We start from the raw sequence: 14592 nt of genomic DNA on the forward strand, positions 1-14592 counted from the left end.
GATTACATTAGGATTATTCGGCCGGACGCGCGGCGGCCTTGTCCTCACGCATCAAGCGAGCATTGCGCTGGAACACCGAATAGGTCGCGAGCGCAAACAGAATGACCAAGAGCTGGATCGACAGCGCTTCCATGCTCGGATTGAGGCCGATCGCGGTGAAGAACGCGCTGCCCTTGACCTCGGTCACCGTGATGATCGCCTGCTCCTGGAATTCCTGCACGGCTTCGCCGATGAACTTGATGGCCATCGCGAACAGGAAGGCGGACGTGATAACGAACAGCGGCCGCAGCGGAAGCTTTTGCGCGATCATGTTGATGAAATAGAACAGCACGGCAAGCCCAACCGCCGCCGCCGCAAGGCCGCCGAACAGCCCGGCGCTCCAGCCGCCTTCGGTCTTCGCCAGCGCGTTGATGAACAGCACGGTTTCGGCGCCCTCGCGGAACACCGCGAGGAAGGCCAGCGCGCCGACCGCCCACACCGTGTCCTGCGCCAGCGCGCTGTCGGCCTTGTGCGCCAGATAATCCTGCCAGCCGCGCGGATCCTGCTTCACCATCAGCCAGCCGCTGACGTAGAGCATCAGGGCGGCGGCGAACAGGATGATGACGCCTTCGAGGACGTCGCTGTGGTCGCCGGAATTGAACACCGCGAACACCCAGGCGGCGATGAAGCTGGCGCCGACTGCCACCAGTGCGCCGCTATACAGCGCGCCGACACGGTGCGCGGAGCCGACCTTTCTCAGATAGCCCGCAAGCGCCGCGATCACCAGCATGGCTTCAAGCCCCTCGCGGAGCAGAATGACGGCGGCCTGGATAAATGCTGAGGACATGATGGAAACCCTGATTTCCGGTTCGTTTTATCGTCCGGATATTTCAAGTAAAGCGCGACGCCCGACACAAGCGCGTCAAGCCATCGCAATAGATTAGAATAGTTTTAGAGTTCTCCCTTTCAGCCGGGCTGCCCCACCGGCTGAACCAATCCTTCCCGGCCCGGTTCCGTGCGGCGCGCGACCAGCCGCTCGGTCTGAAAAATCGCCAGCGTCAGGACGACCATCGCAACCGCCTGATGGGCCAGGGCCAGATCAATCGGCACCTGGTGCAGCAGCGTCAGGATGCCGAGGACCGCCTGCACGACGATCGCGGCGACCAGCCACCAGGCGCCGCGGACCACGGCCGTCCCGGCGCGCGAGGCAACCGCGTCGATCGCGTGCAGCACCGCCAGCGCCAGCAGCGCATAGGCGGTCATGCGATGCTCGAACTGCACCGTGAGCGTGTTGTCGAACAGGTTGCGCCACCACGGATCTTCGAAGAACAGCCTTGCTGCGGATGGAATGAAGGCGCCGTCGATCTGCGGCCAGGTGTTGTACACCCTGCCCGCGCGCAGGCCCGCGACCAGCGCGCCGAAATAGATCTGCACGAACGTCAGTGCCAGCAACGCCACGCCGGTGATTTTGAGCCTCGACGACGCGTCAGGCCGTGGCCGGTCCGTCAGCCGCAGCAGCGTCCACACGATCGCCGCAAAAATCACCAGCGCCAGCACCAGGTGCGCCGCCAGCCGGTATTGCGAGACTTCGACCCGCTGCGTCAGGCCCGAGGCGACCATCCACCAGCCGACCGCGCCCTGTAGCGCGCCGAGGCCGAAGATCCCCCACAACCGCCGCTTCAGCTCGGTGCCGAGCATGCCGCGCCAGAGGAAGAACAGGAACGGCAGCAGATAGACCGCGCCGATCACGCGCCCGAGCAGCCGGTGGCTCCATTCCCACCAGAAGATGGTCCTGAACTCGCCAAGACTCATGCCGGCGTTGAGCTCGCGGTATTGTGGAATCGTCTTGTAGCCCTCGAACGCCTGCGCCCATTGCACATCGGTCAGCGGCGGCAAGGTTCCGGTGACGGGTTTCCACTCGACGATCGATAATCCGGACTCCGTCAGCCGCGTGGCGCCGCCGACCAGCACCATGATCGCGATCAGGGCCGCAACCGCAAACAGCCACCATCTGACAGCGCGGTTTGGCAGCCCCTCGCTCCTGGAAATACCGGTCATTGAACCCGTTCGACGCCCATGCTTGATTGAATTGCTGCGCCCCTTATAGTCCGCCCCTTCCCGCGCGCAACAGGCTCCAAGCTCAGTAAAGGCTTCACATATCCGCCATGACAATCCGTACCCGCAAATTCGTCGGAACCATCTTTTTGCTGGTGCTCGTCGTGGTCTGGTCTCTGCTCGGCATGACCATCGCGCAGACGCCCTGGCTGGCCAATTCGGGGCTGTTGCAATCGATTTTCTACGTCGTCGCGGGCCTTGGATGGGTGCTGCCGGCGATGCCGATCATCAGCTGGATGTCGCGGCCCGACGCCTGAATTGCACTCACTCCTAATTGGTCCGTTTCGGAAGAAACGCCCCCGACAGCATCACCCGCATCATGCGCAGCGAACGCTGCCGTCCATCCCAGGCGACGCGCGGCAACGCATGCAGATTGGTATATCCTTTCGAAGCGACCACGCCCGGCAGCACGGTTGCCGCGCTGGCAAGACCCAGCTCCTGCGCCATCGCCACGTGCGCCCGGCGAAAGCCGTCGCGATCGCCGAACGGATAGGCGAAATGCTTGATGGTGCGGTGGAAGGCGGCTTCCGCTACCGCCTTGCCCATCGACATCTCGCGCTGGGCATCGGTGTCCTTCAGGTTCGACAGAACCGGGTAATTCACCGTGGCGCTGCCGATTGTCACATTGGGGTCGGCCGCGAGCGTCGTCAGGTCGTCCCAATCCATCGACGCGCCGCGCGAGAGGCCCGCAAGGTCGACCGAATAGCGCTTGCAGAGATCGTTGATGGCGAATGACAGATCCGGCGGCGACAGCGTCCGCATCCAGCTCGAGAGAAATTCGTAGATCACATATTTGTCCGGCGTGGTTGGGATGGTGAAGTGCCGCTCCCTGCGATCGATCACCAGGCTGATGCGGTTTTCCCGCGCGATCATTTCCTCCAGCGCCAGCCACCACGCTTCGCCGACCCCGTCCGGAAACGCGGTCGGAAGGTAGATGGCGAAGGGAACCGCGTGCTTCGCCAGCACCGGATAGGCCGTCGTCATCAAATCGTTGTAGCCGCCGTCAAACGTCAGCGCGACAAACCGATTGGCCGTCGGCAGCGTGACCGCACGTCGGCATACCTCGTCCATCGATACGATGTCATATTTCCAGCGCTTCAAGGCCCGGATCATCCGGTCGAGAAATTGCGGGGTGATCTCATCAGCTTTGAGCGGCTGGAACCGCCGCGGCTGCCGCGCGCGCACGCGTTCGAACCGCAGCACGACACCGGCGCCGCCGCTTCCGCGCTGCTTCAGCCGCGCGTAGCCGCTGAAATAAGCGAGCTCCATCTGGGCCCGCTTCAAAAACCCGACGTCCTGACCCAACGTCCCGCCCCCAAATACGGCCGCGCGGTGCCCCGCCGCGCCTGCATTGTTATTACTCTTTGTTGACATTTCCCTGCGAATGTCGGCCAAAGCCGAAAATTGTAAACAATTTCCTATACAGGTTTTGCGATGACCATGGCTGCCGCGATTGAAAACGGAACGGCGGATACGCAAACCTGGTCGAAACCGGGGCGCATCGCCGGCATCGACATCATCCGCGATCTGGCCGGCGCCGAAGCGATCTGGCGCGCTCTGGAAAACGCGCAGCAGCAATCCTCGACGCCCTTTCAGCGTTTCGACTTCGTCAGCGCCTGGCAGCGCAATGTCGGCGCGCGCGAAGGCCTCGTCCCCTTCATCGTGATCGCGTACGACGCGGAGCGCCGGCCGTTGATGCTGCTGCCGCTCGCGGTCAGACATGTCTACGGCGCGCGCTGCGCCAGCTTCATGGGCGGCAAACACTCGACCTTCAACATGGCGCTGTGGGACAAGGATTTTGCCGCGACCGCAACGCGGGCCGATATCCAAGGGCTGATCGCGGCCATCTCGCAACGCGCCGAGGCCGACGTGCTGGCGCTGCATCAACAGCCCCTGCGCTGGCGCGGTCTGCCGAACCCGATCGCGCTGCTGCCGCATCAACCCTCCGCCAACGACTGCCCGCTCCTGAAGATGGAGCCCGGTGCTGAGCCTACGACGCTGATCAGCAAGTCGTTCCGGCAGCGACTGAAGGGCAAGGCGCGCAAGCTGCAGGCCCTGCCCGGCTATCGCTACCACGTCGCCAGCACCGACGCCGACATCACGCGGCTCCTCGACTGGTTCTTCCGCATCAAGCCGCTGCGGATGGCCGAGCAGAAACTGCCTGACGTATTCGCCGAGCCCGGCATCGAGGATTTCATCCGCAGCGCTTGCGCGGCACAATTGGCCGGCGGCAACCGCGTCATCGATATCCACGCGCTCGAATGCGACGAGGAAGTGATCGCGATCTTCACCGGCGTCGACGACGGCCATCGTTTCTCGATGATGTTCAACACCTACACGATGTCGGCCAATGCGAAATACAGCCCCGGCCTGATCCTGATGCGCGACATCATCGATCACTTCGCTGCCAAAGATTATCGCGCCTTCGATCTCGGCATCGGATCGGACGATTACAAGCGGCTGTTCTGCAAGGACGACGAACCGATCTTCGACAGCTTTATCCCGCTGAGCCAGCGCGGCAAGCTCGCCGCGGGCGTGATGTCGGGGCTGAACCGCACCAAGCGCATGGTGAAGCATAATCCGGCCCTGCTCGATATGGCGCAGAAGCTGCGCAATGCGTTTAGTTAGCGCCTGAAGCACCGCTTTGTCATTGCCGGGCTTGACCCGGCAATCCATCACTTCAAATGAAGCTTCTCGCGAAGTCGGATGGATGCCCGGGTCAAGCCCGGGCATGACAAGTTGAGTTTGCGCTCGCATCACGATTCTACACATACATTCGCATTCTCGCGACGCATTGCGCCCGAGCTTTGCCAGAAATCTCCTTGCCCTCTCCAAACAGAGGGCGCAGGGAAGACCGGGTGCGCGCTGCACCCGCGGTCTCGTGTGCGGTTTGCACTAAGTAGGCTGCACTAGCATACAGGGCAGCGGTGAACACCCGGCCTTCCCTGCGCAATGGCTTTACGGCTTATGCCGTGATCTCCCCGGAGACGAGTTCTTGGTTGACTCCGTCGCCGCCGTTCCCGCTTGCGCTTCTCCGACAGCTTGACGCCGGCAACGGGCGCCAGGACCACACGGTTTTGCCGTACGCTAAACCCACGCCGTCGTCAGACGTGAACCAGCGTCCACCGCATCCCGCCGCGCGTTCGTGACGTGCGCACGCCCCTCTTGTCGGGCGGGACGCGACAATTCAAACCGCTGATTTGCCCGACGAGGAAAGCGGAATTTTGCCCGTCGGGTTAATTTGTCGCAGCGCGGGCAATCCATCCGCCGTCATTCCCCGATGCGCAGCATCGGGCTCGGAATCCATCGGGCGACAGTCCATGCGGACAAATGGATTCCGGGCCCGCGCCAAGTGGCGCGTCCCGGAATGACGAAAGTGGCAGACTTACAGCTTCATCCCCAAGGGCCGCGCGAGGCTGAGGGGCGGCCCCACGGACCGCGGCGTGGCGTGTTGCGACCAGCACCAGCGGAAGCCGTGCCGCCCGCGCCCAACTCCGCCGCGAGCTGCTGCAACGCGGCGATGCGGTTCTCGGTCGAGGGGTGCGTCGTGAACAAATTGTCGACGCCGTGTCCTGACAGCGGGTTGATGATGAACATGTGCGCGGTTGCCGGATTACGCTCGGCCTCCATGTTCGGCACCTGGTGCGCCGCGCCGGCAATCTTGGACAGCGCAGACGCAAGCCACATCGGCTGGCCGCAGATGCGCGCGCCGAGATCGTCGGCGGCGTATTCGCGGGTCCGGCTGATCGCCATCTGCACCAGCATCGCGCCGAGTGGCGCCAGGATCATCATCGCGATCGAGCCGATGATGCCGGGGCCGTGGTTGTTGTCGCGGTTGCCGCCGAAGAACGCGCCGAACTGCGCTACCATCGAGATCGCGCCCGCAATGGTCGCGGTGATCGTCATCAACAACGTGTCGTGGTTCTTGATGTGCGCGAGTTCGTGCGCGATCACGCCGGCCAGCTCCTCGCGGCTGAGCGAGTGCATCAGTCCGGTGGTCACGGCAACCGCCGCGTTCTGCGGATTGCGGCCGGTGGCGAACGCGTTGGGCTGCGCCTCGTCCATCACGAAGACGCGCGGCATCGGCAGGCCGGCGCGCCCGGCAAGCTCGGCCACGAGGTTGTAAAGGTCGGGCGCGGTTTGCCGGTCGACCTCATGGGCGCCGTACATCGACAGCACCATGCGGTCCGAGTTCCAGTAGGCAAACAGATTGGTCGCGGCGGCGATCACAAGCGCGATCATGGCGCCGGTGGCCCCGCCGAAGAGATAGCCGACACCCATGAAGAGGCCGGTAAGACCGGCCAGGAGAATGGCAGTCTTGAAATAGCTCATTGTCGTCTCCCTGCCGCCGCGGCCGCATGCCGTGGCAGACATGACAGGATGTATGGAGCCTACTGGCCTCCCTTCAAGAAGCCATGGTGCGTCGAGGCGCCGCGGATTACCCGGATGCAATCTGGCGGGTGGCGCACGGATTGGTTGGTTAAGCCCTGCGCCGTCCACCCAAAATTCTGGCGAATTAGTGATCCCCCCGAGGTTCCCTTGGTGGCCGGAACGTGAGAAAATGCACGGGTGAAAATATGGTTCCATCTCGGCCGGCTGCTGGCGATCTTCGTGATCGCAGGGCTCGTGTTCGCCCCGCTTTCCCGGCCGGCGAATGCGGGCATGGCCATGGCTGCGCCGGTCGCGGCGGCGGAGATGGCGGAAATGGCCGCGGACATGCCCTGCTGCCCGGACAAATCCGTGTCCATGGATTGCGACCAGTGCCCGCTGATGGCGCTCTGCATGGTCACCAATTTTCACGCGCCATCGCCGGCCGGGATGATTGAAATCCGGCCCGTCACGGTCCGTCTGCTAGCGCCCGGCAGCGACCCCGAGGCCGACAGCCTCGGCCAACATCCCCCGCCAAGACCTCCCCGCTCCCTGGTCCGTTCGGCTTAACGCCCGACGTCCCGGCGGCGCGTTCGCGCGCCCGCCATGCATGCCGCCTTCGCGGCTGACCAAGTGAGCTTGAGGGAATTTCGACGATGAAAACGATGCAGCATTCGCGCGCCCTTTGGGGTGCGCTGATCGGCGTTGCCGTGATCGCAACAGCCGGCATTTCCGCGATCGGCGCGGCCGGCTTTGCCGCGGCTGACATGAAGGACCACAGCGCGCACGGCACGGCCGCGACATCGGCGGCGCCGGCCGAGCGCAAGATCAAATACTACCGCAACCCGATGGGACTGCCGGACACCTCCCCCACCCCCAAGCAGGATTCGATGGGGATGGATTACATCGCGGTCTATGAGGGCGAGGACAGCGATGACGGTTCGGTAAAACTGTCGCCGGGGAAAATCCAGCGCACCGGGGTCAGGTCGGAGCCTGCGGCGCCGCGCACCATCCGCAGCACGATCCACGCGCCGGGCACCATCCAGCTCGACGAACGCCGCGTCTCCGTGATCTCGATGAGGTCCGAAAGCTATATCCAGAAGGTTGCGAACGTCACCACCGGCAGCCACGTCGCCAAGGGCCAGCCCTTGATGGAAGTCTACAGCCCGGCGATCTCGTCGGCTGCGGCCGAATACATTTCAACCATCAACTCCAAAACCACCAGCGGGGACATTGCCTATGGCCGGGGTTCGCGGCAGCGGGTGATGAATCTCGACGTGCCCGAAGCGGCCATCGCTGCGATGGAGAAGAGCCGGACGGTTCCGATCGGGATCGAATGGACTTCGCCGCGTGACGGCATCGTGCTCGAACGCAACGCCATCGAGGGCGCGCGCGCGCAGCCCGGCGAAGTCCTGTTCCGGATCGCCGACCATACGCAGCTCTGGGCCATCATCGACGTCGCCGAGCGCGACATGGGGATGCTGGCGGTGGAGCAATCGACGACCGTAAAGGCGCGCGGTTTTCCCGGCCGCACATTCACTGGCAAAATCAATGTTATCTATCCGCAGATCAACAAGGAGACGCGCACCGGGCGCTTGCGCATCGAGCTTGCCAATCCCGATCTGGTGTTGATCCACGACATGTATGTCGATGCCGAGATCGACATCGGCAGTTCCGCGCCAGTGCTGACAATCCCGGAGAGCGCCGTGATGGACACCGGCCGGCGCCAGGCGGTGTTCGTCGACAGAGGCGAAGGCCGCTTCGAGCCCCGCGAAGTCAAGCTCGGCCATCGCGGTGACGGCTATGTGGAGGTGCGGGAAGGCGTCAGCGAAGGCGAGCCGGTGGTGGTTTCCGCGAACTTCCTGATCGATGCGGAAAGCAATCTGAAGGCCGCGCTGAAGGGCTTTGCCGACGGAGCGCAGCCATGATCGCCCGCCTGATCGCGTGGTCGGCGCGCAATCTGCTGCTGGTGCTGTTCGGTGCCGGTTTTGCTACCGCTGCCGGCCTGTATGCGCTGGCGCATCTGCCGCTGGATGCCATTCCCGACCTCTCCGACACCCAGGTGATCGTCTATACCGAGTATCCCGGCCAGGCGCCGCAGGTGATCGAGGACCAAGTCACCTATCCCCTCACGACGGCGATGCTGACGGTGCCGCGTTCGAAGGTGGTGCGCGGGTTTTCGTTCTTCGGCGTGTCGTTCGTCTATGTGATCTTCGAAGACGGCACCGATATCTATTGGGCGCGGTCGCGCGTGCTGGAATTCCTTAACAGCGCTTCGGCGCGCCTGCCCACGGGCGTGACGCCGACGATGGGACCGGACGCCACCGGCGTCGGCTGGGTCTACCAATACGCCGTCATGTCGAAAGAGCTGAACCTCGCCGACACCCGCGCGATCCAGGACTGGAATTTGAAATTCGCACTGGCCAAGGCGGAAGGCGTCGCCGAGGTCGCCAGCGTCGGCGGCTTCGTCCGGCAATACAACGTGGTGCTCGACCCGCAGCGCATGCGCGACCTCGGCATCACCATGCCCAAGATGCGCGACGCGATCCGCGCCAGCAATGCCGACGTCGGCGGCCGCACCGTCGAATTGTCCGAGTTCGAATACGTCATTCGCGGCAAGGGCTACATCAAGGGCATCAACGACCTCGGCAATATCGTGCTCAAGTCCAGCGGCGGCACGCCGGTGCTGCTGAAAGACGTTGCCCGCGTCGAGCTCGGTCCCGACGAGCGGCGCGGCATCACCGAACTCAACGGCGAAGGCGAAGTCGCCAGCGGAATCGTGCTGCAGCGGTTTGGCGTCAATGCGCTGGACGTGATCCAGAACGTCAAAAAGCGGATTGCCGAGATCGCCAGCAGCCTGCCGAAATCGGTCGAGATCGTCGCGGTCTATGACCGTTCGGAGCTGATCCTCGCTGCGATCGATACGCTCAAGCGCACCCTGTTCGAAGAGAGCGTGATCGTCGCGCTGGTATGCATCGTGTTCCTGCTGCATGTCCGCAGCGCCCTGGTCGCGATCCTGATGCTGCCGGTCGGCGTGCTGATGGCGTTCGGCGCCATGAAGCTGCTCGGCCTCGGCTCCAACATCATGAGTCTCGGCGGCATCGCGATCGCGATCGGCGCCATGGTCGATGCGGCCATCGTGATGATCGAAAACGCGCACAAGCATCTGGAGCGCGCCGAGCCCGGACGATCGCGCATCGATGTGCTGAACGAAGCGGCGTCACAGGTGGGACCCGCGCTGTTCTTCAGCCTGATGATCATCACCGTGTCGTTCATGCCGATATTTACGCTGGAATCGCAGGAAGGCCGGCTGTTCAGCCCGCTCGCCTTCACCAAGACCTTTGCGATGGCGGCGGCGGCCTTGCTGTCGGTGACGCTGGTGCCGGCGTTGATGGTGATCTTCGTGCGCGGCAGGATCATTCCCGAGCACAGGAACCCGATCAACCGCTTCCTGATCTGGATCTATCGCCCCGTCATCAAGGCCGTGATGCGCGCCAAGGTGCTGGTGATCCTTCTGGCGGTGGCAGTGCTCGCCGTGACGATCTGGCCGGCGCGGCAGCTCGGCACCGAGTTCATGCCCAACCTCAACGAAGGCACTTTGCTCTACATGCCGACGACACTGCCCGGCATATCCGTCACCAAGGCCGGTGAACTGCTGCAGACCCAGGACCGGATCATCCGCAGCTTTCCGGAGGTGGCTTCCGTGTACGGCAAGGCCGGACGCGCCCTGACGGCGACCGATCCCGCCCCCTCCGAAATGTTCGAGACCGTGATCAATCTCAAACCAAAGGCGGCATGGCGGGCCGGCGTCACCGTGGAGAGCCTGACCGCCGAGATGGACCGGGCGCTGCAGTTTCCCGGCGTTTCCAACGCCTGGACCCAGCCGATCAAGGCGCGCATCGACATGCTGTCGACCGGCATCCGGACGCCTATTGGCGTCAAGGTGATCGGCACTGATCTCAACGAGATCGACCGGCTTGCAAAACAGATCGAGCAGGTGCTCAAGGCGGTGCCCGGCACGTCGTCGGCCTATGCCGAACGCGGCATCGGCGGCTATTACCTCGACATTGTCCCCGACCGCGCGGCACTGGCGCGCTACGGCATCATGGTGCAGGACGTCAACGACGTGATCGCGACCGCGCTTGGCGGCCAGACCGTCACCACGACCGTCGAGGGACGCCAGCGCTTCGGCGTCAACATGCGCTATCCCCGCGATCTGCGCGGCGATACGCAATCGATCATCCGTGACGTGCTGGTGCCGATGCCGGGCGGCGGCGCGGTGCCGCTCGGCGAAGTCGCCAAGGTCGCACCATCGCGTGGGCCGACCTCGATCCGTACCGAGAACGGCCAGCTCGCCGTCTACATCTATGTCGATATCCGCGATCGCGACATCGGCGGCTACGTCGCCGACGCGCAGGCCGCGGTGAAGGCCAGCATCGCGTTCCCGCCGGGCGCTTACGTGATGTGGAGCGGGAGCTACGAATACCTCGAACGCGCCACCGCGCGGCTGAAGATCGTGGTGCCGGTGACGCTGATGATCATATTCCTGCTGCTCTACCTCAACTTCCGCTCGCTCACCGAAACCATGATCGTGATGCTGTCGCTGCCGTTCGCGCTGGTCGGCGGGCTCTGGCTGATGTGGTGGCTGGGGTTCAATTTGTCGGTCGCCGTCGTCGTCGGCTTCATCGCGCTCGCCGGCGTCGCCGCCGAGACCGGCGTCGTGATGCTGATCTATCTCAACCAGGCACTCGACGAGATCAGGGCGCGCCGGGTGGCCGAGGGCCGCGCGCTGACGAAGCAGGACCTTTACGATGCGATCATGGAGGGCGCGGTGGAGCGGGTGCGGCCGAAGATGATGACGGTCGTCGCCATCATGGCAGGGCTATTGCCGATCATGTGGAGCACGGGCACGGGTTCTGAAATCATGCAGCGCATCGCGGTGCCGATGATCGGCGGCATGATTTCATCGACGCTGCTGACCTTGATCGTGATTCCCGCGATCTATGCGCTGGTCAAAGGCGCGCGGCTGCAGCGGCTTCTCCACCCGGCGATGAATCTTAATGGCAAGCCGGGCGAGGCCGGAATATGATGTTGGCACTCGCAGCGCGGAGGAGGATGCGATGGAAAGCGAAAGCCGCCAGGCGCACTGGGAGAAAGTCTACACCAGCAAAGGCGAGAACGAGGTCAGCTGGTTTCAGGAAAGCCCTGCCCCGTCGCTGGCGCTGATCGCCGAGATCGGGGCTGCGCCCCGTCAGGCGATCATCGACGTCGGCGGCGGCGCGTCACGGCTGGTCGATCACCTCATCGATCTCGGATTTTGTGATGTGACCGTGCTCGATCTATCCGCAGCGGCATTGGAGGCCGCCCAAGCCCGTCTCGGCGAACGCGCATCACGCGCGCATTGGCTTGTGGCCGACGCCACCACATGGCAGCCGACGCGGGCGTACGACATCTGGCACGACCGGGCGGCGTTTCACTTCCTGACCGAGGAGCGTGACCGCGCGGGCTACATCGCGCGGTTCAAGCAGGGCTTGAAGATCGGCGGCCACGCCATCATCGCGACCTTCGCGCTGGACGGACCCGAGAAATGCAGCGGCCTGCCGGTGATGCGTTACGATGCGGCGCGGCTCGGGCAGACGCTGGGACCGGGGTTCAAGCTGCTGCAAAGCCAGCGCAACGACCATGCCACGCCCTGGGGATCGCAACAGCACTTTCAGTTCAGCGTCTTTCAGCGCGTCGAGTGAGCCCCTTCCATCATTGCGAGCCATCGGTCGTGCGCATGGACGGCGCAGAAGCAACGGATTCAAACAGTGTTTGAAACAATGAAAGCGGAAGCGACACCGATCGGCGGAACTGCGCAACGCGCATCTGAAATATCACCTCGAAACGGCGCAAATCCTGCTCCCCGACCAGATGAAGCAATATGCCCAATTGCGGGGATACGCATCCGATTCCCCGGCGCGGCATCACCGCATGCATTAGCGGCAGGGCGCTGCGCGCGGAGCCTCACCCGCTTGTGCAGGGACCGCGCAGGCGTCTAGATTGCGGCCCAACAGGCGCGTTCCAAAGATTATCCGCAGAATGGAAAACGCCGCATGGGAGGACCCTGATGAAACACGCCTACATCCCGCGAACGACGACCTACAACCTCAATCCGGGCGAAGAGCTCAATGATCTCCGGATGTCGGACGAGGTCCGTCCGCTCTACGAGCACGTCAAGAAGTTCATCCGCGAAACCGTCGACCCGATGTCGGTCGAATTCGCAAAGCTTGGCGAGAAAAAGACCGACCGCTGGAGCTTTACGCCGGAACAGCTTGCGTGCCTGCAGAAGGCCAAGGACAAGGCCAAGGAAGTAGGCTTGTGGAACTTCTTCCTGCCCGACGACGAGACCGGCCAGGGCCTCAAAAACCTCGACTACGCCTATATCGCGGTTGAGCTGGCGAAAAACCCGATGGCGTCGGAGACCATGAACTGTTCGGCGCCGGACACCGGCAACATGGAAGTGCTGGAGCGCGTCGGCACCAAGGCGCAGAAGGAGAAGTGGCTGAAGCCGCTGCTGGCCGGTGAAATCCGCTCGGCCTATGCGATGACCGAGCCGAATGTCGCCTCCTCGGACGCCAAGAACATCTCGACCTCGGCAAAGCTCGTCGGCGACGAATGGGTGATCAACGGCGAGAAGTACTACATCTCCGGCGCCGGCGATCCGCGCTGCAAGATCATGATCGTGATGGTGAAGACCAATCCGGACGCGCCGCCGAGCAAGCAGCAGTCGCAGATCCTGGTGCCGATCGACACCCCCGGCGTGGAAATCCTGGGCCCGATGCACGTGTTCGGCCACGACCACGCGCCGCGCGGCCACATGCATCTGCGCTTCAACAATTGCCGGGTGCCGAAGGAAAACATGCTGCTCGGCGAAGGCCGCGGCTTTGAAATCTCGCAGGTCCGCCTCGGGCCGGGCCGCATCCATCACTGCATGCGCACCATCGGCAAGGCGGAAAAGGCGCTCGACCTGATGGTGTCGCGCGGCCTCACCCGCGAGGCCTTCGGCAAGAAGATCGCCCATCTCGGCGGCAATCTGCAGATCATCGCGCAGGCGCGCTGCGAGATCGAGGCGATGCGGCTGATGGTGCTCAAGGCCGCCAAGGCGATGGACGTGCTCGGCAACAAGGAAGCGCGGATCTGGGTCAGCATGGTGAAAGCCATGGTGCCCGAGCGCACCTGCAAGATCATCGACCAGGCGATCCAGATGCACGGTGCGACAGGCATCTCGCAATGGAGCCAGCTCGGCGAGATGTACCAGGACGTCCGGCATCTGCGCTTCGCCGACGGTCCGGATGAGGTGCACTGGATGGTGGTTGGACGGCATGAACTGAGCATGCCGTAGGAGGCTTTCCTCGTAGGGTGGGCAAAGGCGCACTTGCGCCGTGCCCACCATCCTCATCTTGACGCGAGATGGTGGGCACGCTTCGCTTTGCCCACCCTACGGGAGCGCCCGCCATGGAATACGCGCCTGAAAACCTGCAACCGCGCGAGCGCTACAAGCTGCTCGCCGGATTCGTGCTGCCGCGGCCGATCGCATGGGTGACGTCGGTGGGCCCGACCGGCGTGGTCAACGCCGCGCCGTTCAGCTTCTTCAACGTGTTCTGCGAGGACCCGCCGCTGTGCATGTTCGCGGTCAATCTGCGGCCTGACGGACGCGTCAAGGACACCCTGGTCAACATCCAGCGCACCGGCGAGTTCGTCGTCAACCTCACCGATGAACCGCTGGCGCGGGCGATGCACGATTCCAGCGGCGACTTTCCGCCCGATGTCGGCGAGCCCGGCTATCTCGGCCTGAAACTCGCGCCCTCGACCCGGGTCGCGGCACCGCGGCTGGCCGATGCGCCCTGGGCGATGGAATGCAAGATCTGGAAGACCATCGACGTCAATGGCGACCGCACGCTGATCATGGGTGAGGGCATCAACTTCTATATCCGCGACGAATTGTGGGATACGCAGACCATGCGCGTGCACATGGAGCGCTATCACCCGATCGGCCGCATGTTCGCCGACCGCTATTGCCGCACCGACGACCGCGTCGTGTTCCCGCCGGCGCCGGAACTTCCGGCAAAGTAGCCAGTTGGTGGCATC

General features: G+C 63.7%; 12 protein-coding genes. 8 read left to right on the forward strand and 4 right to left on the reverse strand.

All coding sequences use genetic code 11. From position 1 onward, the window contains the following. Positions 1-13: 13 nt before the first annotated feature. Together JQ575_RS05885 and JQ575_RS05890 are read right to left on the reverse strand one after the other, a co-directional pair. Positions 14-826, reverse strand: coding sequence for an FTR1 family protein (locus JQ575_RS05885; RefSeq protein ID WP_212032298.1), 813 nt, complete (start codon positions 824-826; stop codon positions 14-16). A gap of 119 nt (positions 827-945) precedes the next feature. After that, positions 946-2037, reverse strand: a complete 1092-nt coding sequence (locus JQ575_RS05890; protein WP_212032299.1) for a COX15/CtaA family protein — start codon at positions 2035-2037, stop codon at positions 946-948. Positions 2038-2144: 107 nt separating this feature from the next. On the opposite strand from JQ575_RS05890, the gene JQ575_RS05895 reads away from it, so the two are divergent. Then, positions 2145-2351, forward strand: coding sequence for a DUF2842 domain-containing protein (locus JQ575_RS05895; RefSeq protein ID WP_192733494.1), 207 nt, complete (start codon positions 2145-2147; stop codon positions 2349-2351). 13 nt (positions 2352-2364) lie between these two features. Here JQ575_RS05895 and JQ575_RS05900 read toward each other — a convergent pair whose 3' ends face one another. Continuing rightward, a complete protein-coding gene (locus tag JQ575_RS05900; RefSeq protein ID WP_409364763.1) occupies positions 2365-3399 on the reverse strand; it encodes a polysaccharide deacetylase family protein in 1035 nt (344 codons plus the stop codon). Between the two features lie 129 nt (positions 3400-3528). Between JQ575_RS05900 and JQ575_RS05905 the strand changes: the two genes are divergently transcribed. Continuing rightward, a complete protein-coding gene (locus tag JQ575_RS05905; RefSeq protein ID WP_212032300.1) occupies positions 3529-4722 on the forward strand; it encodes a GNAT family N-acetyltransferase in 1194 nt (397 codons plus the stop codon). A 765-nt stretch (positions 4723-5487) separates the two neighbouring features. On the opposite strand, the gene htpX is transcribed toward JQ575_RS05905, so the two are convergent. Further along, entirely contained in the window at positions 5488-6426 is a 939-nt protein-coding gene (htpX, locus tag JQ575_RS05910) for a zinc metalloprotease HtpX (RefSeq protein WP_212032301.1), read from the reverse strand. 237 nt (positions 6427-6663) lie between these two features. On the opposite strand from htpX, the gene JQ575_RS05915 reads away from it, so the two are divergent. The 6 genes from JQ575_RS05915 (at position 6664) to JQ575_RS05940 (ending at position 14577) form a co-directional block, all read left to right on the forward strand. Then, the gene (locus tag JQ575_RS05915) at positions 6664-7032 is read left to right on the forward strand and encodes a hypothetical protein (protein WP_212032302.1); all 369 of its coding nucleotides are present in this window, start codon (positions 6664-6666) and stop codon (positions 7030-7032) included. Positions 7033-7118: 86 nt separating this feature from the next. After that, the gene (locus JQ575_RS05920) at positions 7119-8390 is read left to right on the forward strand and encodes an efflux RND transporter periplasmic adaptor subunit (RefSeq protein ID WP_212032303.1); all 1272 of its coding nucleotides are present in this window, start codon (positions 7119-7121) and stop codon (positions 8388-8390) included. Then, a complete protein-coding gene (locus tag JQ575_RS05925; protein ID WP_212032304.1) occupies positions 8387-11551 on the forward strand; it encodes an efflux RND transporter permease subunit in 3165 nt (1054 codons plus the stop codon). The genes JQ575_RS05920 and JQ575_RS05925 overlap by 4 nt, the downstream gene beginning before the upstream one ends. 31 nt (positions 11552-11582) lie before the next feature. Next, positions 11583-12206 (forward strand): trans-aconitate 2-methyltransferase, encoded by a 624-nt coding sequence (locus JQ575_RS05930; RefSeq protein WP_212032305.1) that lies wholly within the window; start codon positions 11583-11585, stop codon positions 12204-12206. Between the two features lie 362 nt (positions 12207-12568). Next, the gene (locus JQ575_RS05935) at positions 12569-13846 is read left to right on the forward strand and encodes an acyl-CoA dehydrogenase family protein (protein ID WP_192737444.1); all 1278 of its coding nucleotides are present in this window, start codon (positions 12569-12571) and stop codon (positions 13844-13846) included. Positions 13847-13959: 113 nt separating this feature from the next. Next, entirely contained in the window at positions 13960-14577 is a 618-nt protein-coding gene (locus JQ575_RS05940) for a flavin reductase family protein (protein WP_212032306.1), read from the forward strand. The last annotated feature ends 15 nt before the right edge of the window (positions 14578-14592 follow it).

It is taken from the genome of Bradyrhizobium sp. JYMT SZCCT0428 (assembly GCF_018131075.1).
In the GTDB taxonomy this organism is placed as follows: domain Bacteria; phylum Pseudomonadota; class Alphaproteobacteria; order Rhizobiales; family Xanthobacteraceae; genus Bradyrhizobium.